General features: G+C 64.2%; 25 protein-coding genes. 17 read left to right on the forward strand and 8 right to left on the reverse strand.

All coding sequences use genetic code 11. From position 1 onward, the window contains the following. Positions 1-15: 15 nt before the first annotated feature. A complete protein-coding gene (locus IVB50_RS13550) occupies positions 16-561 on the reverse strand; it encodes an invasion associated locus B family protein (protein WP_026233923.1) in 546 nt (181 codons plus the stop codon). Between the two features lie 449 nt (positions 562-1,010). On the opposite strand from IVB50_RS13550, the gene coxB reads away from it, so the two are divergent. The 9 genes from coxB to IVB50_RS13595 all read left to right on the forward strand — a co-directional run bounded on the left by coxB (position 1,011) and on the right by IVB50_RS13595 (position 8,099). Then, positions 1,011-1,850, forward strand: coding sequence for a cytochrome c oxidase subunit II (coxB, locus tag IVB50_RS13555; RefSeq protein ID WP_018460007.1), 840 nt, complete (start codon positions 1,011-1,013; stop codon positions 1,848-1,850). An 87-nt stretch (positions 1,851-1,937) separates the two neighbouring features. Beyond that, complete coding sequence (ctaD, locus tag IVB50_RS13560) at positions 1,938-3,563, forward strand: cytochrome c oxidase subunit I (RefSeq protein ID WP_007605061.1); 1,626 nt, start codon at positions 1,938-1,940, stop codon at positions 3,561-3,563. A gap of 60 nt (positions 3,564-3,623) precedes the next feature. Further along, positions 3,624-4,568, forward strand: coding sequence for a heme o synthase (locus IVB50_RS13565; protein WP_018460006.1), 945 nt, complete (start codon positions 3,624-3,626; stop codon positions 4,566-4,568). Continuing rightward, on the forward strand, positions 4,565-4,741 hold the full coding sequence (locus IVB50_RS13570; RefSeq protein ID WP_026233922.1) for a hypothetical protein: 177 nt from the start codon (positions 4,565-4,567) through the stop codon (positions 4,739-4,741). Before IVB50_RS13565 ends, IVB50_RS13570 begins: the two co-directional genes overlap by 4 nt. Positions 4,742-4,746: 5 nt before the next feature. Next, on the forward strand, positions 4,747-5,397 hold the full coding sequence (locus IVB50_RS13575) for a cytochrome c oxidase assembly protein (protein WP_018460004.1): 651 nt from the start codon (positions 4,747-4,749) through the stop codon (positions 5,395-5,397). Between the two features lie 77 nt (positions 5,398-5,474). Further along, the gene (locus IVB50_RS13580; protein ID WP_018460003.1) at positions 5,475-6,371 is read left to right on the forward strand and encodes a cytochrome c oxidase subunit 3; all 897 of its coding nucleotides are present in this window, start codon (positions 5,475-5,477) and stop codon (positions 6,369-6,371) included. A gap of 97 nt (positions 6,372-6,468) precedes the next feature. Next, entirely contained in the window at positions 6,469-6,870 is a 402-nt protein-coding gene (locus IVB50_RS13585) for a DUF983 domain-containing protein (RefSeq protein ID WP_018460002.1), read from the forward strand. Then, the gene (locus IVB50_RS13590; RefSeq protein ID WP_018460001.1) at positions 6,867-7,619 is read left to right on the forward strand and encodes an SURF1 family protein; all 753 of its coding nucleotides are present in this window, start codon (positions 6,867-6,869) and stop codon (positions 7,617-7,619) included. The genes IVB50_RS13585 and IVB50_RS13590 overlap by 4 nt, the downstream gene beginning before the upstream one ends. 114 nt (positions 7,620-7,733) lie before the next feature. Further along, positions 7,734-8,099: a nuclear transport factor 2 family protein gene (locus tag IVB50_RS13595; RefSeq protein WP_026233921.1), complete on the forward strand. Its 366-nt coding sequence runs from the start codon at positions 7,734-7,736 to the stop codon at positions 8,097-8,099. Positions 8,100-8,190: 91 nt separating this feature from the next. On the opposite strand, the gene IVB50_RS13600 is transcribed toward IVB50_RS13595, so the two are convergent. Beyond that, positions 8,191-9,531, reverse strand: a complete 1,341-nt coding sequence (locus IVB50_RS13600) for a histidine kinase (RefSeq protein WP_018459999.1) — start codon at positions 9,529-9,531, stop codon at positions 8,191-8,193. A gap of 85 nt (positions 9,532-9,616) precedes the next feature. Between IVB50_RS13600 and IVB50_RS13605 the strand changes: the two genes are divergently transcribed. The 5 genes from IVB50_RS13605 (at position 9,617) to IVB50_RS13625 (ending at position 14,944) form a co-directional block, all read left to right on the forward strand. Beyond that, positions 9,617-10,261, forward strand: a complete 645-nt coding sequence (locus tag IVB50_RS13605) for a response regulator transcription factor (protein ID WP_018459998.1) — start codon at positions 9,617-9,619, stop codon at positions 10,259-10,261. Between the two features lie 573 nt (positions 10,262-10,834). Then, entirely contained in the window at positions 10,835-12,253 is a 1,419-nt protein-coding gene (thrC, locus tag IVB50_RS13610) for a threonine synthase (protein ID WP_018459997.1), read from the forward strand. Next, entirely contained in the window at positions 12,250-13,539 is a 1,290-nt protein-coding gene (locus tag IVB50_RS13615) for a pitrilysin family protein (protein WP_007599446.1), read from the forward strand. Before thrC ends, IVB50_RS13615 begins: the two co-directional genes overlap by 4 nt. 39 nt (positions 13,540-13,578) lie before the next feature. Beyond that, positions 13,579-14,166, forward strand: a complete 588-nt coding sequence (locus tag IVB50_RS13620) for a GNAT family protein (RefSeq protein WP_007599447.1) — start codon at positions 13,579-13,581, stop codon at positions 14,164-14,166. Positions 14,167-14,287: 121 nt separating this feature from the next. Further along, positions 14,288-14,944 carry a hypothetical protein gene (locus tag IVB50_RS13625; protein WP_018459996.1) on the forward strand — a complete coding sequence of 219 codons (657 nt, stop codon included), beginning with the start codon at positions 14,288-14,290 and terminating at the stop codon, positions 14,942-14,944. Positions 14,945-15,144: 200 nt separating this feature from the next. On the opposite strand, the gene IVB50_RS13630 is transcribed toward IVB50_RS13625, so the two are convergent. The 5 genes from IVB50_RS13630 to IVB50_RS13650 form a co-directional block, all read right to left on the reverse strand. Beyond that, the gene (locus tag IVB50_RS13630) at positions 15,145-15,630 is read right to left on the reverse strand and encodes a F0F1 ATP synthase subunit B (protein ID WP_018459995.1); all 486 of its coding nucleotides are present in this window, start codon (positions 15,628-15,630) and stop codon (positions 15,145-15,147) included. A 5-nt stretch (positions 15,631-15,635) separates the two neighbouring features. After that, on the reverse strand, positions 15,636-16,199 hold the full coding sequence (locus tag IVB50_RS13635) for a F0F1 ATP synthase subunit B' (protein WP_018459994.1): 564 nt from the start codon (positions 16,197-16,199) through the stop codon (positions 15,636-15,638). 60 nt (positions 16,200-16,259) lie between these two features. Next, positions 16,260-16,490: a F0F1 ATP synthase subunit C gene (locus IVB50_RS13640; RefSeq protein WP_007599451.1), complete on the reverse strand. Its 231-nt coding sequence runs from the start codon at positions 16,488-16,490 to the stop codon at positions 16,260-16,262. 53 nt (positions 16,491-16,543) lie between these two features. After that, the gene (locus IVB50_RS13645) at positions 16,544-17,293 is read right to left on the reverse strand and encodes a F0F1 ATP synthase subunit A (RefSeq protein WP_018459993.1); all 750 of its coding nucleotides are present in this window, start codon (positions 17,291-17,293) and stop codon (positions 16,544-16,546) included. Positions 17,294-17,407: 114 nt separating this feature from the next. Next, positions 17,408-17,782, reverse strand: coding sequence for an AtpZ/AtpI family protein (locus IVB50_RS13650; protein WP_018459992.1), 375 nt, complete (start codon positions 17,780-17,782; stop codon positions 17,408-17,410). A gap of 390 nt (positions 17,783-18,172) precedes the next feature. Here IVB50_RS13650 and IVB50_RS13655 point away from each other — a divergent pair, with 390 nt between their 5' ends. Both IVB50_RS13655 and IVB50_RS13660 read left to right on the forward strand, forming a co-directional pair. Then, a complete protein-coding gene (locus tag IVB50_RS13655) occupies positions 18,173-18,703 on the forward strand; it encodes a hypothetical protein (protein WP_026233920.1) in 531 nt (176 codons plus the stop codon). Positions 18,704-18,836: 133 nt separating this feature from the next. Then, complete coding sequence (locus IVB50_RS13660) at positions 18,837-19,310, forward strand: secondary thiamine-phosphate synthase enzyme YjbQ (protein WP_026233919.1); 474 nt, start codon at positions 18,837-18,839, stop codon at positions 19,308-19,310. A gap of 61 nt (positions 19,311-19,371) precedes the next feature. On the opposite strand, the gene IVB50_RS13665 is transcribed toward IVB50_RS13660, so the two are convergent. Then, positions 19,372-20,997, reverse strand: a complete 1,626-nt coding sequence (locus IVB50_RS13665) for an MFS transporter (protein WP_018459988.1) — start codon at positions 20,995-20,997, stop codon at positions 19,372-19,374. Positions 20,998-21,340: 343 nt separating this feature from the next. On the opposite strand from IVB50_RS13665, the gene IVB50_RS13670 reads away from it, so the two are divergent. Beyond that, complete coding sequence (locus tag IVB50_RS13670; RefSeq protein WP_018459987.1) at positions 21,341-22,012, forward strand: response regulator transcription factor; 672 nt, start codon at positions 21,341-21,343, stop codon at positions 22,010-22,012. The last annotated feature ends 300 nt before the right edge of the window (positions 22,013-22,312 follow it).

The following is a 22,312-nucleotide window of genomic DNA, read 5'->3' on the forward strand; positions in this document are numbered from 1 at the left end:
TAACCGCCCTTCGCACTACGGCAGCTTGTCATAGCCCTCGCCGAGCCCGTTCAGGCTGAGCGGGAAGCCGATGCCTTCTTCCGGGGTCTCGAAGATGATGAAGGTCGCGGTCTTGGCAGTGCGGAGCTGGCCGAGCAGCTTGTCGTCCATGACGACCTCGGCGACGCAGCCATTGGGCAGGCAGCGGACAAAGCCGGCACGGCCTACGTCCTGGTTGTCGAGCTTGAGGCCGAGGCCGGAGGGCAGGAGAACGCCGAGGGGGGCGACCACCCGCATCAGGCGGCTCTTCTGGTCGGCGGTCTTGAGAACGATCACGGTCAGGCCGGCGTTGGAGCGGTCTTCGGCCACCACGCTCTGGATCAGGGCGCATTGCTCGGACTGGGCGCCCGGCGGGGTGTCGCAGCGGATCTGCCAGTCGCCATGGACGGAGCGCACCGCGCCCTGCGCATGGGCGAGGCCCGGAAGCGCCAGGACGACGACCGCCGCCAGCAGAGCGGCCAGCATCGTGAGGCTGCCAGCCTGGCTTTTAGCCCGCCTTGCCATGGATCTCGAAAACCCCATCGGGTCGGTCCCTCTGCTCGCCTGGGTCGCTCGCGTCAGGCGGACTGATACGGGAATGACGGCGTCTTGAAGGCGATTCGCAAGCAAATTCCACGCCGCCCCGGCCGCAATCGCCCGCACGAATCAGGTTCCTGTGCGGCTGTGCGCCAAGTGCCTACCGCGGGCAATTCCGCTGTCAAGCGGCAGCATCCCGGGAAATGGTATTTTTGTCTGATGTTACTAGGAAATATCTTGCGGGTGATGGCTGACAGACGAGGCTCAAGACTGCATTGCGATAGATCAAGAATTATGGTTTGAGAGGCTTGATTTCGGCGTTCTAGCGATCTGGCCCCAATTCCTCTTAGAGGTATTCTTGCGCGGCGGTTTGTCAGACGGGGGGATCGAATAAAGCGTTTCCCGAAAATAGGGGAATGCACTTGGGGTGATTTCGTTAGGGGAGCGCGAACGGCATGAAGATGTCGATGGGCCCGGTGGGCCGGCACTTGCTGGGATTGGCCGTGGCGGGTCTGACGCTGGCGACGGGCGGTGCGGCATTTGCCGAGCTGGGGCAGCCGGCTGCGTGGGAGTGGACGCTTCAGCAGTCCGGGTCCCCGGTGATGGACAACATCGTCTGGTTCCATAATTTCCTGTTCGTGCTGATCACGCTGATCACGCTGTTCGTTCTGGCGCTGCTCGTGATCGTTGTCGTGAAGTTCAACGCGAGAGCCAATCCGGTGCCGTCGCGGACCACGCACAACACGCTGATCGAGGTGGCGTGGACGCTCGTGCCGGTGTTGATCCTGGTCGGCATTTCGGTGCCGTCGTTCCGCCTCCTGTTCCTCGAGCTCGACGTGCCGAAGGCGGATCTGACCATCAAGGCGACCGGCAAGCAGTGGTACTGGTCCTACGCCTATCCTGATAACGGCAAGTTCGAGTTCGACTCGCTGATGGCCCAGGACAAGCAGCCCCGTCTGCTGGGCGTCGACAATGAGATGGTGGTGCCCGTCAACAAGGTGGTTCGGGTTCAGGTGACCGGGGCCGACGTGATTCATGCCTTTGCGCTGCCGGCCTTCGGCGTCAAGATCGACGCCATTCCGGGCCGGCTCAACGAAACCTGGTTCAAGGCCACCAAGACCGGCATGTTCTACGGCCAGTGCTCGGAATTGTGCGGCAAGGACCACGCCTTCATGCCGATCGCGATCCGTGTGGTGAGCGACCAGGAGTTCGCCTCCTGGGTCGAGACCGCGAAGAAGAAATATGCGAGCGGCGGCACCAGCACCTACGCCTCCACGGCCGGCCCGACGCAGTGAGCGCCGGGCGCAGGGTTCGAGGAAACTGAAAGCGACATAAGGCGGGACCTCCAGAGGTCCGATCGGGACGCAAGGCAGGATTAGAAAATGGCAACGAGCGCAGCGGCACACGGCGATCACGCGCAAGACCACGGACATGACGAGCACGCCCATCCGACCGGATGGCGGCGCTACGTCTATTCGACCAACCACAAGGACATCGGCACGATGTACCTGATCTTCGCGGTCATCGCCGGCGTCATCGGCGCCGCGATGTCGATCGCGATCCGTGCCGAGCTGATGTATCCGGGCGTGCAGATCTTCCACGAGACGCACACCTACAATGTGTTCGTGACCTCCCATGGTCTGATCATGATCTTCTTCATGGTCATGCCCGCGATGATTGGCGGCTTCGGCAACTGGTTCGTGCCGCTCATGATCGGCGCGCCCGACATGGCGTTCCCGCGCATGAACAACATCTCGTTCTGGCTGCTGCCGGCCTCGTTCGCGCTGTTGCTGATGTCGACCTTCGTCGAGGGCGAGCCGGGCGCCAACGGCGTCGGCGCCGGCTGGACCATGTACGCGCCGCTGTCGAGCTCGGGCCATCCGGGCCCGGCGGTGGACTTCGCGATCCTGTCGCTGCATCTGGCGGGCGCTTCCTCGATCCTGGGCGCCATCAATTTCATCACCACGATCTTCAACATGCGCGCGCCGGGCATGACCCTGCACAAGATGCCGCTGTTTGTGTGGTCGATCCTGGTGACGGTGTTCCTGCTGCTGTTGTCGCTGCCGGTGCTCGCCGGTGCGATCACGATGCTGCTCACTGACCGCAATTTCGGCACGACGTTCTTCAATCCGGAAGGCGGCGGCGATCCCGTGCTGTTCCAGCATCTGTTCTGGTTCTTCGGTCACCCCGAAGTGTACATCCTGATCCTGCCCGCCTTCGGCATGGTCAGCCAGATCGTCTCGACCTTCTCGCGCAAGCCCGTGTTCGGCTATCTCGGCATGGCCTACGCCATGGTCGCGATCGGCGGCATCGGCTTCGTGGTGTGGGCGCACCACATGTACACGGTCGGCATGTCCTCGGCGACGCAGGCCTATTTCGTCGCCGCCACGATGGTCATCGCGGTCCCGACCGGCGTGAAGATCTTCTCGTGGATCGCCACGATGTGGGGCGGCTCGATCGAGTTCCGCGCGCCGATGATCTGGGCGGTGGGATTCATCTTCCTGTTCACCGTCGGCGGCGTCACCGGCGTGGTGCTGGCGAATGCCGGCGTCGACCGCGTGCTCCAGGAGACCTACTACGTGGTCGCGCACTTCCACTACGTGCTGTCGCTCGGTGCGGTGTTCGGAATCTTCGCCGGCTGGTACTACTGGTTCCCGAAGATGTCCGGCTACATGTACAATGAAGGGCTCGCCAAGGCGCACTTCTGGGTCACCTTCATCGGCGTGAACCTGGTGTTCTTCCCGCAGCACTTCCTCGGTCTGTCGGGCATGCCTCGCCGCTATGTCGATTATCCCGACGCGTTCGCGGGCTGGAACCTGGTCTCGTCGGTCGGCTCCTATATCTCCGGCTTCGGCGTGCTGATCTTCCTCTACTGCGTGATCGACGCCTTCGCGAAGAAGGTGCCGGCTGGCGACAATCCGTGGGGTGCAGGTGCGACCACGCTGGAATGGACGCTGCCCTCGCCGCCGCCCTTCCACCAGTTCGAAGTGCTGCCCCGCGTGCAGTAAGCCAATGCTCGCGGCGCCCGTGACGGGCGCCGCGGCTCGACAACCAAGCGAGTCAGTCTAGTGTCCGTCCTCGACCACAACGCCATCGACATCAATCCCCGCATCTCCGAAGCGGAGGTTGGCGATTACATCGCGCTCCTGAAGCCGCGGGTGATGTCGCTGGTGATCTTCACCGCGCTGGTCGGAATGGCGATGGCGCCCGGGCATTTCCACCCGGTGCTGGCCATCACCTCGCTGCTCTGCATCGCGGTCGGCGCCGGCGCGTCCGGCGCGCTCAACATGGCGCTCGAAGGCGACATCGATGCCAAGATGTCGCGCACGGCGAACCGGCCGATTCCGCGCGGCCGCATCACCCGTCCCGAGGCGATGACCTTCGGCATGACGCTCGCCTTCTTCTCGGTGATGACGCTCGGCATCCTGGTCAACTGGATCGCGGGCGCGCTGCTCGCCTTCACCATCTTCTTCTACGTCGTGATCTACACAATCGGCCTGAAGCGCTGGACCGCGCAGAACATCGTGATCGGCGGTGCCGCCGGCGCACTGCCGCCGGTGGTGGCCTGGGCCGCGGTCACAGGCACGGTCGACGTCGAGCCGCTACTGCTGTTCGCCATCATCTTCTTCTGGACGCCGCCGCACTTCTGGGCGCTGGCGCTGTTCCGCTCCGACGATTACGCGCGCGCCGGCATTCCGATGCTGCCCAACGTCGCCGGCCCCGACGCGACCCGGCTTCAGATCCTGCTCTACACCATCGTGCTGATCGCGGTCGCGGCCGCGCCCTGGGCGCTCGGCTACTTCGACGCCATCTACGGCATCGTCTCGCTGATCCTCGGCGCCGGCATGCTGGGGTTCGCCATCAACGTCTATGTCCGTCGCGAGCGCAGCCAATCGCTGCGGGCGACCCGCAAGCTGTTCGCGTTCTCCATCCTTTATCTGTTCGCGCTGTTTGCGACCTTGCTGGCCGAGGTCGTGTTCCGGGCGCTTGCGCCGATGGTAGGGGGCGCATGATCACAGGGATGGCCGACAAACCCGAGATAGACGGAATCGTCCTCACCGAGGCGCAGAAGAAGAGCCGTCGTCAGCGCTCGATCGCGATCGCACTCGCGCTCGGCGTGCTCGTAGTGCTGTTCTTCGCCGTGACCATGGTCAAGGGGCCGGCCGTGCTCGTCCGGCCGATGTAGGAAACATGGATCAGAAGCCGACCATATCGCGGGATCAGAGCCGGACGGCCACCAAGGGGCGCAGGCCTGCCAGGGGGCTTGGCCGCGACGTGGTGGTCGCCTCGATCTGCGGCGGCGTGGTCGCGCTGATGGTCGGCGCCTCCTACGCGGCGGTGCCGTTCTACAATTGGTTCTGCCGCGCCACCGGCTTCAACGGCACGACCCAGGTCGCGACCTCGGCGCCGGCCAGCGGCCCGATCGCACGCAAGATCGCGGTGCGCTTCGATTCCAACGTCGCGCCCGGCCTGCCCTGGAAGTTCGAGCCCGAGCAGAGCGAGATCGAGGTCAATATCGGCCAGGTCGTGACCGTCTTCTACACGGTGACCAACCAGGCCGCGCGGACCACCGCAGGCCAGGCCGCCTACAATGTCGCGCCGCTGACGGTCGGATCCTATTTCCAGAAGATCAACTGCTTCTGCTTCACCGAGCAGACCATGGCGCCGGGCGAGAAGCGCGAGATGCCGGTCGTATTCTATGTCGATCCGTCGATTGCCGACGACCACGAGAACGACGGTCTCAACACGATCACGCTGTCCTACACGTTCTATCCGGTGAAGGATCCGGTGGTGAAGCCGCTCGCGGCCAGCGAAGACGACAAACGCAAGGGAAATCTCTGATCTCCGGACTCACGCGCCGGGGTTGGAATAAGGGGATAAGTGCCTGACAGGCACGGGATTGAGGAGCGAGACCGCAAATGGCAACGGCGCACACCAAGCATCACGACTACCATCTGGTCGATCCCTCGCCATGGCCCGTCGTCGGCTCCATCTCCGCCTTCATCATGGCGGTCGGCGCGATCACCTGGATGCACCACATGTTCTCGGCTGCGCCGATCATCTTCGGTGTCGGCACCGTCGGTGTGCTCTACACCATGGCGAGCTGGTGGGGCGACGTGATCAGGGAAGCCCAGTACAAGGGCGACCACACCCGCGTCGTGCAGCTGCATCACCGCTACGGCATGATCCTGTTCATCGCCTCGGAGGTGATGTTCTTCGTCGCCTGGTTCTGGGCCTATTTCAACGCGGCGCTATTCCCGGCCGACGCCGTCCACGCTACCCGCGATGCGGTGTTCGGCTGTGGTCTCGGGACCGCGGCCGGCGCCTGCACCGTGCCGGGCACCTGGCCGCCGCACGGCATCGAGACCTTCGATCCCTGGCATCTGCCGCTCCTGAACACGCTGATCCTGCTCACCTCCGGCACCACGGTGACCTGGGCCCACCATGCGCTGCTCGAGAACGATCGCCAGGGCCTGAAATATGGCCTGATCCTCACCGTCGTGCTCGGCGCGCTCTTCACCTGCGTGCAGGCCTATGAGTACAGCCACGCGGCATTCTCCTTCGGCGGCAACGTCTACGGCGCGACCTTCTTCATGGCGACCGGCTTCCACGGTTTCCATGTGCTGGTCGGCACCATCTTCCTGCTGGTGTGCCTGTTCCGCGCCTATGCCGGCCACTTCACGCCGACCCAGCATCTCGGTTTCGAGTTCGCCGCCTGGTACTGGCATTTCGTCGACGTGGTCTGGCTGTTCCTGTTCCTCTGCATCTATGTCTGGGGACACGGCGCCGAGACCATGGCTCACGGCGCGCACTGAGCGGGCTGGCTTCGGATCGAGAAAGGGCGGCCCCGGGCCGCCCTTTTGCTTTTTTGCGCGCAGGGGTTTCGGCAGAAACTGTGATAGACCTTTTGCCATGAACGAAGCCGCCGATACGTCCGAGCCGCAAGCCACCGTCCTGCAAAGCGCGCTGCGCGGGCTTGCCTGCAAATGCCCGCGCTGCGGCCAGGGCAAGCTCTATGCAGGCTTCCTGACGCTTGCGCCTTGCTGCGAGCGTTGCGGCCTCGACTACGCCTTCATCGATTCCGGTGACGGTCCGGCGATCTTCATCATCATGCTGGCCGGCGCGATCGTCGTCGGCTGCGCGCTCGTCATCGAGGTCAAGTACCAGCCGCCGTACTGGCTGCACGCGGTGCTGTGGCTGCCGCTGATCCTTGCGACTACCCTGCTGCCGTTGCGCGCGATGAAGTCGCTGCTGATCGCACTGCAATTCCACCATAAGGCGGCGCCGGGCCGGCTGGTCGACCGCGCGAAATGAACGAGACCGCGCGCAAGCCCCGCGTGGCCGGCTTCGCGCTGTTTACGCTTTTCCTGACCGCGGTCTGCGTCACGCTCGGCGTCTGGCAATTGCAGCGCCGCATCGCCAAGCACGAGCTGATCGCCGCACTGACCGAGCGCCTCGCGGAGGCACCGGTCACTCTGCCGCCGCCGGCACGATGGGCCGCGCTAAGTCCCGCGCGCGATGAATTCCGCCGTGTCAGCTTTACCGCGACCTACGCGCCGTTGCCCGATGCGATGGTCTATTCCTCCGGATCCGCCGTGCGTAAGGACGCGTCGGGCCCCGGCACCTGGGCCTTCCTGCCGGCGCGGCTGCCGAGCGGCGAGACGGTGGTGATCGATGCGGGCTTCGTCGAAAACACCATGCAGGATCGCAGCGTCGAGGATCGCGCGGTCAGGAAGCTCGTCACCGGGCAGGCGGTCTCGTTCACCGGCTATCTGCGCTTCCCCGAGGCACCGGGCTGGCTGACCCCGGCGGAGAACCGCGGCAAGCGGCTGTGGTTCGTGCGCGATCACGTGGCGATCGCGAGCGCGCTGGGCTGGGGCGCGGTTGCGCCGTTCTATGTCGACCTCGAGCAGCCGGCGCCCGAGAATGGCATTCCGCGGCCGGGGCCGCTCGACGTCCATCTCAAGGACGATCACCTGCAATACGCCATCACCTGGTTCACCCTTGCAGGCGCCGTGCTCATCGCCTTCGCCGTGTGGGCAAGAGGGCGGCGGCGGGGCTGAGCTCCGTAGATCCACTTAGGGAACCCGGTATCGCCCGGGGTTTACCATTCAGCGCACATTCACGAGTGTGGTCCTAAGCCGCCAGTAATTTTCCGCGGCAGACAGGATTGCAGCGTGAGTGATTTCGACCAGATGGGAATTGTCGTCGATTGGGTGGATGCCTGCAGGAAGGGCGACCTCGCGACGCTCCTCGACCTCTATGCGGATGACGCCCAGGTCGAATGCACGTGCAACGGCACGCAGCGCTATCGCGGCCGGAGCGAGCTCGAAGCCTATTGGCAGCCGCGGCTCAGCGCTTTCTCGTCGGCCGGTTTCGGGTTGGAGGAAATCCATCCTGCACCCCACGGCGTCGATCTCGAATATTCCGTCGCCGGCGCGCTGCGCATTCGCGCCTCGTTTTGTTTCAGCCCCGACGGCAAGATCCGCACCACGCTGTGCGAGCCGGCGCGACAGAACGCGCAGCTTGGCTGTGCGTGCTAGAGTTTCCGTTCTGATTAATCAGAGCCGAACACCAGATTCTGTTTTGGCGTTTTCTTCACGCGAACCGGTATCCACTTCGCTCGAAAGCGCTTCAATCGCTGACCGGCGCCTCGCGTGCCGGTTCGGCGGGAAGGCGGCAGCGCACATAGGTTCTGTCGTCCACGCGCAGCAGTGACAGCGATCCGCTGAGTGCGCGCACGCGCTCATGCATGCCGGTCAGGCCGCGGCCGAACAGATTCCCTTCGGGAAAGCCGCCGCCGTCGTCGGAAATCTCGATGACGACCGTCTCGCCGGCGAAGGTCGCCTGCACATGGGCATGGCTGGCGCCGGCATGACGCAGCACGTTGGTCAGCGCCTCCTGAATCACGCGATAGACGGTTTGAGCCAGCGGCCCGTCGATCGCGTTGAGATTCGGATCGACCGCGTCCGTCAGGTCGATAGACGGCGCCTGCTTGCGAAAATTTCGGAGCAGCGTCTGCACACTGGTCTCCAGACCCAATTCCTCGATGTAGAGCGGTCGCAACCGGTCGAGGATGCGGCGGTTGGTCTGCTGGAGCGCCTCGACCGATTGCAACACCTCCTGCGCCGAACTGCTGAGATTTCCCGCCGGGGGCGAGGCATCGACCAATGCGATGGTGCCGACGCGGATGCCGAACAGCAGCGGACCGAGTTCGTCGTGCAGTTCGCGCGCGAGATCGCGCCGCTCGTCGTCCTGCAGCGAGACCAGGCGGTGCAGCAGGTCGCGATTGTCCTGGCTCAACTGCACCAGCGTTTCGGCCAGCGCATTGGCCTCCTCGCAGCTTTGCCGGATTTCCGGCGGTCCCCCGACCGAGATCGGTGTTGCGTAGTCGCCGCGTCGTAGCCGCGTGAGGCCTGCGCCAAGATCCTGCAGTGGTCGCAGGGCTGATCCCGCAAACACATAGGCGACGACCCCTGTCAGCCCGGTCAGCGCGACGACGAAGCCGGCCAAGGCGAGGAAGCCCACCCAGGTCTCGAACAGCGCTGCGGACAGGTCCGGCACAAACACGATGTCGCCGAAATGCTCGCCGTTGAGGGATACCGGAAATGCGATGTGCAAGTCCGGAATGGAAAGGAGACTGACGAACCATTTTGGTGGGCCATGCGAACCTTGCAGGCCCCTCGACGCAAAGGGAGGAGCAACCGCTCCTGCAGGAAGGAATTGAATATCTGAGGACTCGTCCAGCATCCGCACGAAGTCATCCAGGGTCCTTCGCGGATGGTCGGATGAACGCAGAGCGTTGTTGAGGGCCTCGGCCACGGCTTTGGTCGATCGTTGGGCCGGCTGGTTCTCCTCGGCGAGCTGACCGGTCGTGAAGACGTGCAGCAGGACGCCGCCCATGATCAGCGCCGCCATGAACAGCAGGCCGAGCGGCAGAAACAATTGTGTACTGAAGGACAGCCGTTGCCACATTAGGTCAATTCTAACGCGCATCAGGGGATTTTGCTCTTTCCATTTGTTCCCGTCGGTTTATGAATCGAAAAACTAGAGAGTTACAATGCAAGATACTGCCAAGCCGGCGACCCGCGTCCTGATTGTCGACGACCATCCCGTGGTGTTGTCCGGTTGCCGCACCCTGTTCTCCTCCGACCATTCGATCCGGATCGACGAGGCGACCGACGCCAAATCCGGGCATCGCGCCTATGTCAGCAGGCGGCCCGACGTCACTGTGATCGACATCAGCCTGCCCGACGTCTCCGGCTTTGAACTGATGCGGCGCATTCGCAAGGACGATCCCGACGCCAAGATCATCATGTTCAGCATGAACGATGATCCAGCCTTCGTGGTGCGGGCGGTCGAGCTCGGGGCCCAGGGCTACGTCTCCAAGGGCGACGATCCCCGGATCCTGCTCAAGGCGGTGCGCAAGGTGGTTGCGGGCGACAATTTCATCTCACCGCAGCTCGCGGAAGCCGTGACGTTTTCCGGCGCGGCGATCAAGGCCAATCCAGCCTCGCAGATGACGCCGCGGGAGCTCGAGATTCTTCGCCTGTTGGGGCGAGGCGACAAGATCGTCGAGGTCGCCGAGGCGCTCGGCATCTCCTACAAGACCGTCGCCAACACCACCTCTCTGCTCAAGCAGAAGCTCGGTGCCAAGAACCATTCCGACCTGATCCGGATCGCGGTGGAAATCGGGATGAACTGACGCCTCAGGGCACCGAACCGGCTGCACCAGGATGCTGCCGGTTCGGCGGGCGGACCGGTCTCGGCGCTCAGCCGGGCAATGCATGGATAGCGCCGACACCATCCGCCGACACAATGAGCGCAGCCGTCGTTCGTTCCCGAACTGTGCTGTCGTTCGGGATATAATGGTAATGCGTGACGCCAAGCTGCTGGCGAACGTTTGCCCGCGCCGAAACGTGTCGGGAAAAACAGGAACATTTTCTCACACATTCCGTTTTGTCCCTTGACGATATCGTGACAGCCGACGAAAGCTTGCGCGAACAGTTTTTGCGGGTCGGTGACCCCAAGACGCCAAACCGGTCTGCACACAACGACAGACCTTCCAAGAGAGGGCTGCGGCATTGCCGCAGCCCTTTTCGTTGGCAGCGCTTTTCGTTGGCAGCCTTTTTCCTTGGACGGCCCCAGGCGCGAAGCGGTTTCCTGATGCCGCAAAACACTTTATGGTGGCCCAAAGCCTCTGGCTGTTAACAAGTAATTTCGTAAAATCAAAGGCTTGCGGACCGAGTCCAGGCTCGGCCGGCCTTTGGAGGGCAGTTTGACTCGTTATATCTCGACCCGGGGCGAGGCCCCCGAACTCGGCTTCTGCGACGTGATGCTGACCGGGCTCGCTCGCGACGGCGGCCTGTATGTGCCGGCCACCTGGCCGCAACTCTCGCCTGACGCCATCGCCGGCTTTTTCGGGCGTCCCTATTGGGAGGTCGCGGTCGAGGTGATCCGCCCTTTCGTCGCCGGCGAGATCTCGGACGCCGAGCTCGGCCGTATGGCGAACGAGGCCTACGCCACGTTCCGCCATCCGGCGGTGGTGCCGCTGCGCCAGATGGCGCCGCACCAGTTCGTGCTGGAGCTGTTCCACGGCCCGACGCTCGCCTTTAAGGACGTGGCGATGCAGCTGATCTCGCGGCTGATGGACCACGTGCTCGCCCAGCGCGGCCAGCGCACCACCATCGTGGTCGCGACCTCGGGCGACACCGGCGGTGCTGCGGTCGACGCGTTCGCAGGACTCGAAAATGTCGATCTCATCGTGCTGTTCCCGCATGGCCGCATCTCCGAGGTGCAGCGGCGAATGATGACGACGACGGGCGCGGCCAACGTCCATGCGCTTGCCGTCGAGGGCAATTTCGACGATTGCCAGGCCCTCGTGAAGGCGATGTTCAACAACCATCGCTTCCGCGATGCGACGTCGCTGTCCGGCGTCAATTCCATCAATTGGGCGCGCATCGTCGCCCAAGTGGTCTACTATTTCACCTCCGCCGTTGCCGCCGGTGCACCCGCGCGCGCGGTGGACTTCGTCGTGCCGACCGGCAATTTCGGCGACATCTTCGCCGGCTATGTCGCCAAGCGCATGGGTCTTCCGGTGCGGACCCTGGGCATCGCCGCCAACGTCAACGACATCCTGGCGCGCACGCTGAAGACCGGGATCTACGAGGTGCGCGAGGTCCACGCGACGGCTTCGCCGTCGATGGACATTCAGATCTCCTCGAATTTCGAGCGGCTGCTGTTCGAGGCTGGCGGGCGCGATGCCGCCGGCGTGCGCCGTCTGATGGATTCACTGAAGCAATCGGGACGCTTCGTGCTGCCCGATGCGACGCTGGCCGCGATCCGCGAGGGGTTCGACGCAGGCCGGGCCGACGAGACCGAGACCGCGGCCGCGATCCGCGCCGCCTGGCGCGAGGCCGGCGAGCTGGTCGATCCCCACACCGCGGTCGCGCTTGCGGTCGCCGACCGCGACACCACGGACAGGACGGTTCCCAGCATCGTGCTGTCCACCGCCCATCCGGCCAAATTCCCCGATGCGGTCGAAGCGGCCTGCGGCCAGCGGCCGCAACTGCCGGCCTGGCTCGATGGTCTGATGACCAAATCCGAACACATGAAGGTGATGAAGAACGACCAGACCGAGGTCGAGCGGTTCGTGCTGTCGGTCAGCCGCGCCGCGAAACAGGGAGTTGCCGGATGAGCGTCGAGATTTCCAAGCTTGCGTCCGGCCTCACTGTCGTCACCGACAAGATGCCTCATCTCGAGACCGCGGCGCTCGGCGTCTGGGCCGGCGTCGGCGGGCGCGACGAGAAGCCCAACGAGCACGGCATCTCGCATCTTCTGGAACATATGGCATTCAAGGGCACGACGAAGCGCTCCTCGCGCGAGATCGTCGAGGAGATCGAGGCGGTCGGCGGCGACCTCAATGCCGGCACCTCGACCGAGACCACGTCCTATTATGCGCGGGTGCTGAAGGCCGACGTGCCGCTCGCACTCGACGTGCTCGCCGACATCCTGGCCAATCCCGCCTTCGAGCCCGACGAACTCGAGCGCGAGAAGAACGTCATCGTGCAGGAGATCGGCGCGGCGCAGGACACGCCTGACGACGTCGTGTTCGAGCATCTCAACGAGCTCTGCTATCCCGACCAGCCGATGGGCCGCTCGCTGCTCGGCACTGCGAAGACCTTGCGTGCCTTCAGCCGCGACTCGCTGCGCGACTATCTGTCGACGCACTACCGCGGCCCTGACATGGTGGTGGCGGCCGCCGGCGCGGTCGATCACAAGCAGGTGGTCGCCGAGGTCGAGCAGCGCTTTGCCAGTTTTGAGGGGACAGCGGGTCCCAAGCCGCAACCCGCACAATTCGGCAAGGGCGGCACCAAGGTGGTGCATCGCGAGCTCGAGCAGGCGCATCTGACCTTGGCCCTGGAGGGCGTGCCGCAGACCGATCTGTCGCTGTTCTCGCTCCAGGTCTTTACCAACATCCTCGGCGGCGGGATGTCGTCGCGGCTGTTCCAGGAGGTGCGCGAGAAGCGCGGCCTCTGTTACTCAATCTACTCGTTCCATGCCCCCTATACCGACACCGGCTTCTTCGGCCTCTACACCGGCACCGATCCGGCCGATGCGCCCGAGATGATGGAGGTCGTGGTCGACATCATGAATGATTCGGTCGAGACCCTGACCGAGGTCGAGATCGCGCGGGCCAAGGCGCAAATGAAGGCGGGGCTGCTGATGGCGCTGGAGAGCTGCTCGTCCCGCGCCGAGCAACTCGCCCGGCATGTGCTGGCCTATGGCCGGCCCCAGACCGCCGAGGAGCTGGTGGCCCGGATCGACGCCGTCAGCGTCGAATCGACCCGGGATGCGGCGCGTGCGCTGCTTTCGCGCAGCCGCCCTGCGGTTGTCGCATTGGGCAGTGGCAGGGGTCTGGACACGGCGGTGTCTTTTGCGGAAGGATTGACCCGGGCACGCGCCAAGGCGCGGCTGCATTAGGAGCCGCGCACGGGTTGATCCGCCCCGGGAAGCATCACCATGGCCCTCTTTCGCCTGCCATCCAGTGGACCCGCCGCTCTCGCGCCGCGCGGCAACGGCCTGTTGCTACGCGCGCCTCAGATGTCGGACTTCCTGCAATGGGCCCATCTGCGCGAGTCCAGCCGCGATTACCTGACCCCCTGGGAGCCGATCTGGCCGTCGGATGATCTCACCCGCTCCGGTTTCCGCCGCCGCCTGCGCCGCTATTCCGAGGACATCGCCGCGGACCGGTCCTATCCCTTTCTGATCTTCCGGGAGCTCGACGGCGCCATGGTCGGCGGCATCACGCTCGCCAATGTCCGCCGCGGCATCGTCCAGGCCGGCACCATCGGCTATTGGGTCGGCAAGCCCCACGCCCAGCGCGGCTACATGACGGCCGCGCTGCGGGTGCTGCTGCCGACGCTGTTCGGGGAGCTCAATCTGCACCGGGTCGAGGCCGCTTGCATCCCGACCAATGCGCCCTCGATCCGGGTGCTGGAGAAGTGCGGTTTCTCCCGCGAGGGGCTGGCGCGCCGGTATCTCTGCATCAACGGGGTCTGGCAGGACCATTTGCTGTTCGGCCTGCTGCACGAGGATTTCCGCGGCTGAGCCCGTTGATTGATGCGGCCAAAGTCTCCTTGTTTGCTGCCTTGGGTTCGCCGGTTTTGACGATATAACGGCGCAACCCGGCCGGTGATCGGTCGGGATGTCGTCAGGAGTATGGGTGTTGATGGTGCAGGAGCTTCGGTCATCGCGGAATGCGTTGCGGCGGGGGGCGGCGGTCGCGCTGGCGTTGTCAGTTGCGCTCGTCTCCATCTCGCCGGTCGCGGCGCAGTCGCTGACCGATCGATTCAAGGGCCTGTTCGGCGGCAAGTCGGACGAGCCGGCCCAACCCAAGCCGGCGCCTGCGCCGGGCCAGCCGGCGGCTGATGACGATCTTGATTGCCCGCAGGTCACGGTGCGTGCCGGAGCCTCCACCTACGCGGTCGGTGCCACCGGGAAGCCGGCCGTCGGCAACGAGATCCGCTTCCAGGCCACCATCACCAAGATGGCGCGCGAATGCGCCCGCAATGGCGGCGATATCACGGCCCGGATCGGCATCCAGGGCCGCGTCATTGCCGGACCCGCCGGCGCGCCTGCGAGCGTCGAGGTGCCGCTGCGCGTCGCCGTGGTGCAGGGCGGCGTCGGCGAGAAGGTGATCGCTTCCAAGGCCTACCGGACCACGGTCGGAATGTCGGAGGGCGGCAGCGTGCCGTTCACCTTCGTGGCCGAGGATCTGGTCTACCCGATGCCTTCGGCCAAGGACGCCGATAGCTACATCTTCTATGTCGGCTTCGATCCGCAGGCGCTGTCGCCCGAGCCGAAGGCGCGGGCGAAGAAGAAGTAACCACGTCAAGATAGTCGTCATGCCCCGCGAAGGCGGGGCATCCAGTACGCCGCGGCTTCTCGATCTATCAGGGCTGTCTCTGGAATACTGGATCGCCCGCCTTCGCGGGCGATGACATCAGATTTGCCGATGCAGTGCCCGACAAACAAAAAAGCCGGCGCTGATCGCGCCGGCTTTTTGATTGGTGAAGGCAAGATCTCTCAGTTCAGCTTCTGCCTGACTTCGGTGATGCCCTTGGCGAGCAGATCGTCGGCGACCTGGCCCCTGACCGACTTCGACAGGATCGTGGAGGCGGCCTGGACGGCGGCTTCGGCCGCTGCGGCGCGAACATCGGCCACCGCCTGAGCCTCGGCGAGCGCGATCTTGCCCTCCGCGGTCTTGGTGCGGCGAGCGACGAAATCTTCCACCTTGGCCTTGGCCTCGGTTGCGATGCGCTCGGCTTCGCTCTTCGCGTTGGCGATGATGTCGGCGGCCTCGCGTTCGGCCGAGGCGGTGCGCGCCTTGTAGTCGGCGAGCACCTTGGCGGCTTCCTGCTTGAGGCGCGTCGCGTCGTCGAGCTCGGCCTTGATGCGATCGGCGCGATGGTCGAGCGCAGTCATGGCCTTCTTGAAGACCCCGAGATAGCCGAACACGACCATCAGGATCACGAAGGCGATGGCGACCCAGGTTTCAGGATCGAAGAACATATCGATTAACCCTTCAAGGACGCATCAACGGCGGCATTGACCAATGCCGCGTCCGGAACCACGCCCGTGAGCTGCTGCACGATGGTGCCTGCCGCATCGGCCGCGATGCCGCGGACGTTGCTCATGGCGGTCGCACGGGTCGAGGCGATGGTCTTCTCTGCCTCGGCGAGCTTGGCCGCCAGTTGCTCTTCCAAGGCCTTGCGCTCGGCGTCCGCCTGCGCATTCGCCTTGTCGCGGGATTCGTTGCCGATGGCCTGCGCGCGCGAGCGTGCCGAAGCAAGCTCGTTTTCATAGGCCTTCAGCGCCGCTTCGGACTGGTCCTTCAGCTTCTGCGCTTCGGCGAGGTCGCCCTCGATCTTGTTCTGACGCGCCTCGATCGCACCGCCGACGCGCGGCAGAGCGAGCTTGGACACGATCACGTAAAGCGCGACGAAGAAGATCGCGAGCGACACCAGCTGTGAAGCATAAGTGCCGCTCTCGAACGGCGGAAAACCGCCACCGTGACCGCCTTCGGACCCGGTGTGGGCGCCCGCCGCCGGACTTTTCGCCCCGCCATGACTTTCAGCCATGGAGTACTCCTGTTGCAGTCATGCGCGTCGCCTCGGTTGAAGCGGCGCGAAAAATCGTTCTCAGAGCGGAACGAACAGCAGCAGCAGCGCGATCAGCAGCGAGAAAATGCCGAGCGCTTCGGTCACGGCGAAGCCGAAGATCAGATTGCCGAACTGGCCCTGAGCGGCCGAGGGGTTGCGAACGGCCGCGGCGAGGTAGTTGCCGAAGATCACGCCGACGCCGACGCCCGCGCCGCCCATGCCGATGCATGCGATGCCCGCGCCGATAAGTTTTGCTGCTGCCGGATCCATTTTAGACTCCTTGGAAGAAAGATTGGGTTTTGGGTGGAAATTCCCCGGACCGCTCAGTGTCCCGGATGAATGGCGTCGTTGAGGTAGATGCAGGTCAGGATCGCAAACACATAGGCTTGCAGGAACGCGACCAGAATCTCGAGAGCGTACAGCGCGACCGTGAGCGCCAGCGGCAGCACGCCGCCGACCCAGCCAAGGGCGCCGAGCGAGAAGCCGAGCATGGCGACGAAGCCCGCGAACACCTTCAGCGCGATGTGGCCGGCCAGCATGTTGGCGAACAGACGGACGCTGTGGGAAACCGGCCGCAGGAAGAACGACAGGATCTCGATGAACATCACCAGCGGCAGGATGTAGCCGGGGACCCCGTGGGGCACGAAGATCGAGAAGAATTTAAGGCCGTTCTTGGCAATGCCGTAGATCAGGACCGTGAAGAAGACCAGCAGCGCGAGCGCCGCGGTGACGATCAGATGGCTCGAGATCGTGAAGGTGTAGGGGATAATGCCGACCAGGTTCGAAACGCAGATGAACATGAACAGCGAGAAGATCAGCGGGAAGAACTTCATGCCTTCCGCGCCGGCGGTCGAGCGGATGGTGGAGGCGACGAACTCGTAGGAGATCTCGGCGACCGACTGCAGCCGGCCGGGAACCAGCTGCGTGCCGCTGGCGAGCATCAGGATCGAGATGATCGCGACCGCCACCAGCATGTAGAGCGACGAGTTGGTGAAGGCGATCGTGTGGTTGCCGATATGGCCCAGGGTGAAGAGAGGCTCGATGTTGAACTGGTGGATCGGATCGATTTTCATCAGCGCGGCATCTCTTGGTCTGCCGGGCGATGCCGGCGGGTCTCGGTCTGCCGGTCGGGCCCGGCCCGTACCGGCACGAGCCGGCACGATCATTCCTCTCCTGGTGTGGACCGCCTAAGAACCACCGCGCCTGTTTTGACCCGCGCCTGCCGTTCTCACCACATTCACCACGCCGGCGACGAAGCCCAGCAGCAGGAACACGATGAATCCGAAAGGCGACGTCGACAGCAAGCGGTCGAAACCCCAGCCAATCCCCGCTCCGACAACGACCCCGGCGACCAACTCGGAGGATAACCGAAAACCAAGCGCCATCGCCGAGGCTCTGGCCGCTCTGTCCTCACCGTCACCTGCGGGTTGCTCGGTCTTGACGTGGCGGCCGCGAAATTCGGACAACCGCTGATCAAGATTTCCGAGCCGTTCGGAAAGCGCAGCTTCCTCGGGCGATCTATCGCGATCTCCATTCTCGCCGTGTCCCGTGCCCTGTGTCATGCAACGAAGACCCGAAACGCCGCGGTTGAATGGAAATTACGCCCGCCACCCTCAAAAGCCGCGCGGACCATACTGATGGCCCATAATCAAGTCAAGCCAAGTCACGATTGTGTCCATTCCTGTTATGTATTTGATTTATCTTACAATATCGGCGCGGGCGGCAGCGCTGCACACAGCGTGACGCCGCACCGCAGCAGGTCTCCGCTGGATCGGCGGATGCCGTCGCCATTTCGCCCGGCTGCCGGGATCAAAGGGGGCGCCGTGATCGTTCATGTCAAAGGCGCGTTTTGGGCGGCGGATCGCCTCGCCGGGGTGTAGAATTGCGAGACGTGCCACCTTTATGAGCGCCATCTTTGGACGTGCTACCTGCGCGTCGTGGCGGAGAACGCGATGAGAGCAGCGAATTCATCCACAGCATCATGGCTGGCGGCGGCGGCGTTCGCCGCGGTGTTGACCATCAGCGGCGGCTGCCTCGTCGCGCAATCCGCGCCCGACAGCGAAAACGGCCGCTACAGCATGACGCCCATCCCCGAGGGGGTGCTGCGGCTCGACAGCCGCACCGGCACGGTGTCGACCTGCACCCGCAGCGGCGCCGGCTGGGCCTGCTACGCGGTGCCCGATGAACGTACCGCGCTCGACGCCGAGATCGGCAGGCTCCAGGCCGAAGTCGAGACGCTGAAGGGACGGCTTGCGGCGGGGCCGACCGTGTCAGGCAAGATCGACGAGGCGCTGCCGAAAACGGATCCGCTCAAGAAGGCGGAGCCGCAAGCACCAAAGGCCGCCGAGGGCGAGCGCAGGATCGAGATCCCGCTGCCGAGCGACCAGGACGTCGATCGCGTGATGTCATTCCTGGAAAGGGCCTGGCGCCGGCTGATCGACATGGCCAACCGCGTGCAGAAGGACGTGTCGGGGAAGATTTAGCACGTGGCGAGATGCGGTAGGGTGGGCAAGGCCGCGACGCGCCGTGCCCACCATTTTTGTTTTCGTTGCGTGAGTCGGTGGGCACGCTTCGCTTTGCCCACCTATGGCAGCTTTCCGAATTGAGAGAGTGATGATGACATCAGCCAAATCCATCACGCGCTCGGCGCCATCGTCGGTGCAAGCCACCACCATCGCATCGTCGCTGCTGACCGTGCAGACGCCCGGCCGCGGCTTCACCGATCTCACCGCTGAAGCTGCGAAGTTCGTGGCGGAGGCAGGCGCGCGAGACGGCGCGTTGACGCTGTTCGTTCGTCACACCTCCGCATCGCTGACGATCCAGGAGAACGCCGACCCTTCCGTGCTCGTGGATCTCACCACGGCTCTGTCCCGGCTCGCGCCCGAGAACGCCGGCTGGACGCATGATGCCGAGGGACCGGACGACATGCCGGCGCACGTCAAGACAATGCTGACCCAGACTTCGCTTCATGTGCCGGTCCTGAGCGGCAAGCTCGCGCTTGGCACCTGGCAGGCGATCTATCTGATCGAGCATCGCGCCCGCCCGCACCGGCGCGAGGTGGTGCTGCAATTCCTCGGTAGCAATCAGTAGGCCAAAACAAAACCGGCCGCGGAGACCGCGGCCGGTTGGTGTTGATCTCGATCTGCGTCGATCAGGTCGACTTGATATCGACGTCCTTGGTCTCCGGCAGGAAGAACAAGCCGATCACGACGGTAATCGACGCGAAGATGACCGGATACCAGAGGCCCGCATAGATATCGCCCGTCGAGGCCACGATCGCGAAGGCGGTCGCCGGCAGCAGGCCGCCGAACCAGCCGTTACCGATGTGGTAGGGCAGCGACATCGAGGTGTAGCGGATGCGGGTCGGGAACAGTTCGACCAGCATCGCGGCAATCGGGCCGTACACCATGGTGACGAAGAGCACCAGGACGAACAGCAATCCGACGACCGCGGCCACCTGCGGACGGAAGATGTCGAACGGATGCGCCATCTTCACGATGCCCGCATCTCCGGCCTTCGGATAGCCGGCTCCCTGCACGGCGGCGAGCACTGCCGGATTGCCGTCCTTGGCGTTGGCGTAGGGAACTTCCTTGCCGTTGACCATCACCTTCACGCCGGAGCCTGCCGCACCTGGCGTGGTCGAGTACTTGACCGACGACTGCGACAGGTAGGCACGTGCCGTGTCGCAAGGCGAGGTGAAGACGCGGGTGCCGACCGGATTGAACAAGTCGCCGCAACCTGCGGGATCTGCCACCACGTCGACCTTGACCGACTCGATCGCCTTTTCCAGCGCCGGGTTGGCATTGGTGGTGATCATCTTGAAGATCGGGAAGAAGGTCAGCGCCGCGATCAGGCAGCCGCCGAGGATGATCGGCTTGCGGCCGATCTTGTCGGAGAGCACGCCGAACACGATGAAGAAGCCGGTCCCGAGCAGGAGCGACCAGGCGATCAGCAGGTTGGCGGTGTAGCCGTCGACCTTGAGGATCGATTGCAGGAAGAACAGCGCGTAGAATTGGCCAGTGTACCAGACCACGCCTTGGCCCATCACGCCGCCAAACAGCGCCAGCAGCACGAGCTTGCCGTTCTGCCAGTTGCCGAAGGCTTCCGTCAGCGGGGCCTTCGAGCTCTTCCCCTCGTCCTTCATCTTCTGGAAGATCGGGGATTCGTTGAGGCGAAGCCGGATCCAGACCGAAACGCCGAGCAGCAGCACGGAGACCAGGAACGGAATGCGCCAGCCCCATGCCGCGAAGTCGGGTTCGCCGAGCGCGGAGCGCGTGAACAGGATCACCAGCAGCGACAGGAACAGGCCGAGCGTCGCCGTGGTCTGGATGAAGGAGGTGTAGTAACCGCGCTTGCCGTTCGGAGCATGCTCCGCGACGTAGGTGGCCGCACCGCCATATTCACCGCCGAGCGCGAGGCCCTGGGCGAGACGCAGCGCGATCAGGATGATCGGGGCCGCGATGCCGATGGTGGCAGCGTTGGGCAGCAGGCCGACGATGAAAGTCGACAGACCCATGATCAGGATGGTGACGAGGAAGGTGTATTTGCGGCCGACGATGTCGCCGACACGGCCGAACACGATCGCGCCGAACGGGCGCACCAGGAAGCCGGCCGCGAAGGCCAGCAGCGCGAAGATGTCGCGGGTTGCCGGCGGATAGGCCGAGAAGAACTGCGCGCCGATGATGCCGGCCAGCGAACCGTAGAGATAGAAGTCGTACCACTCGAAGACGGTACCGAGCGAGGAGGCGAGAATGACGAACCGTTCGTCCTTCGTCATCCCTCCCGCGCCTGCTTGAGACACAGCCATTGTCGACATGTTGAGTCGCTCCCCGAAAAATCGTTTCCTCGCGCCCTGGATGTCCGGTCATGCCGGATCAACCCAAGCCTTGCCCCCAAGGTAACATTGGCGTGAAACCCGCCCCAATACGACTTTCGGCCTTTCACACTGACGCTCGCCTGACACTGCGAGCCTTCCATCCGGCAACATAGTGCCGGCCTGTGGATTAACCCCGTTGCCGCAAAGGGATAATGTCCACTTGCATGCCACGGCTGGTCGGGAAAGAATTGACCAGGGCCCCGCGCCGGCTTACTGGCCCGGTGCGATTGCCAGCAAGAGAACGATGAACGCTCCCTCGACCCATCTCATCATTGCCGATGACCACCCATTGTTCCGCGACGCGTTGCGGCAGGCGGTGACGGGCGTCCTGAGCTCGGCCAGGATCGACGAGGCTGGATCGTTCGAGGATCTGACCAAGCTTTTGGAACAGACCTCCGACGTCGACCTGATCCTGCTCGACCTGTCGATGCCCGGGATCTCCGGCTTTTCCGGCCTGATCTATCTGCGCGCGCAATATCCGGCTATTCCGGTGGTGATCGTCTCGGCGTCCGACGACAGCGCCACCATCCGCCGCTCGCTCGACTTCGGCGCCTCCGGGTTCATCCCGAAGCGCTTCGGCGTCGACACCTTGCGCGACGCGATCCTCAAGGTAATGGAGGGCGACGTCTGGGTTCCCGCCGACACTGATCTGTCGGCAGTCGCCGACCCCGACATGACGCGCCTGCGCGACCGGCTGGTGACGCTGACGCCGCAGCAGGTCCGGGTTCTGATGATGCTGTCGGAGGGATTGCTCAACAAGCAGATCGCCTATGAGCTCGGCGTCTCCGAGGCCACCATCAAGGCGCATGTCTCGGCGATCCTGCAAAAGCTCGGCGTCGAAAGTCGGACCCAAGCCGTGATCGCCGCCGCGAAAATCGCCGGCGGCCAATGGAAGCAGGGTACCCCGACGGGGTGAGCCTGTAGCGAGCGCCTCTCGCAGCCTGTAGCCCGGATGAGCGAAGCGACATCCGGGACCGCTAGTGCGGCTAGCTAGCGAAAACCCCGGATATAGCTTCGCTCATCCGGGCTACCGGACCTCCTCTGTGTCGCCCCCGTCAATCCGCCGCCGCAAAAATATTCCACTTTACCGAAATTCGGAAATGGCGTATGTGTCGCGCATCCCGGCTCATCCTTGAGGGGCGATCTTGTGGTCGTCATGTTCGCGAGCCGGGCTTGCGGTGGACGCGGCAGCGTTCGGGTGCGAGAGGCCAAGGGC

It is taken from the genome of Bradyrhizobium sp. 87, from assembly GCF_023073015.1.
Classification (GTDB): domain Bacteria; phylum Pseudomonadota; class Alphaproteobacteria; order Rhizobiales; family Xanthobacteraceae; genus Bradyrhizobium; species Bradyrhizobium canariense_D.

Bases quoted from the DNA above. Each gene is read 5' to 3' on its own strand.
- IVB50_RS13550 (WP_026233923.1), bottom strand. From the start codon at position 561: ATGGGGTTTTCGAGATCCATGGCAAGGCGGGCTAAAAGCCAGGCTGGC.
- IVB50_RS13665 (WP_018459988.1), bottom strand. From the start codon at position 20,997: ATGACGAAGGACGAACGGTTCGTCATTCTCGCCTCCTCGCTCGGTACC.
- IVB50_RS13655 (WP_026233920.1), top strand. From the start codon at position 18,173: ATGAGAGCAGCGAATTCATCCACAGCATCATGGCTGGCGGCGGCGGCG.
- IVB50_RS13650 (WP_018459992.1), bottom strand. From the start codon at position 17,782: ATGACACAGGGCACGGGACACGGCGAGAATGGAGATCGCGATAGATCG.
- IVB50_RS13600 (WP_018459999.1), bottom strand. From the start codon at position 9,531: ATGTGGCAACGGCTGTCCTTCAGTACACAATTGTTTCTGCCGCTCGGC.
- IVB50_RS13670 (WP_018459987.1), top strand. From the start codon at position 21,341: ATGAACGCTCCCTCGACCCATCTCATCATTGCCGATGACCACCCATTG.
- IVB50_RS13605 (WP_018459998.1), top strand. From the start codon at position 9,617: ATGCAAGATACTGCCAAGCCGGCGACCCGCGTCCTGATTGTCGACGAC.
- IVB50_RS13570 (WP_026233922.1), top strand. From the start codon at position 4,565: ATGATCACAGGGATGGCCGACAAACCCGAGATAGACGGAATCGTCCTC.
- IVB50_RS13635 (WP_018459994.1), bottom strand. From the start codon at position 16,199: ATGGCTGAAAGTCATGGCGGGGCGAAAAGTCCGGCGGCGGGCGCCCAC.
- IVB50_RS13630 (WP_018459995.1), bottom strand. From the start codon at position 15,630: ATGTTCTTCGATCCTGAAACCTGGGTCGCCATCGCCTTCGTGATCCTG.
- IVB50_RS13585 (WP_018460002.1), top strand. From the start codon at position 6,469: ATGAACGAAGCCGCCGATACGTCCGAGCCGCAAGCCACCGTCCTGCAA.
- IVB50_RS13590 (WP_018460001.1), top strand. From the start codon at position 6,867: ATGAACGAGACCGCGCGCAAGCCCCGCGTGGCCGGCTTCGCGCTGTTT.
- IVB50_RS13615 (WP_007599446.1), top strand. From the start codon at position 12,250: ATGAGCGTCGAGATTTCCAAGCTTGCGTCCGGCCTCACTGTCGTCACC.
- IVB50_RS13575 (WP_018460004.1), top strand. From the start codon at position 4,747: ATGGATCAGAAGCCGACCATATCGCGGGATCAGAGCCGGACGGCCACC.
- IVB50_RS13580 (WP_018460003.1), top strand. From the start codon at position 5,475: ATGGCAACGGCGCACACCAAGCATCACGACTACCATCTGGTCGATCCC.
- IVB50_RS13625 (WP_018459996.1), top strand. From the start codon at position 14,288: ATGGTGCAGGAGCTTCGGTCATCGCGGAATGCGTTGCGGCGGGGGGCG.
- ctaD (WP_007605061.1), top strand. From the start codon at position 1,938: ATGGCAACGAGCGCAGCGGCACACGGCGATCACGCGCAAGACCACGGA.
- IVB50_RS13660 (WP_026233919.1), top strand. From the start codon at position 18,837: ATGACATCAGCCAAATCCATCACGCGCTCGGCGCCATCGTCGGTGCAA.
- IVB50_RS13620 (WP_007599447.1), top strand. From the start codon at position 13,579: ATGGCCCTCTTTCGCCTGCCATCCAGTGGACCCGCCGCTCTCGCGCCG.
- IVB50_RS13645 (WP_018459993.1), bottom strand. From the start codon at position 17,293: ATGAAAATCGATCCGATCCACCAGTTCAACATCGAGCCTCTCTTCACC.
- IVB50_RS13640 (WP_007599451.1), bottom strand. From the start codon at position 16,490: ATGGATCCGGCAGCAGCAAAACTTATCGGCGCGGGCATCGCATGCATC.
- coxB (WP_018460007.1), top strand. From the start codon at position 1,011: ATGAAGATGTCGATGGGCCCGGTGGGCCGGCACTTGCTGGGATTGGCC.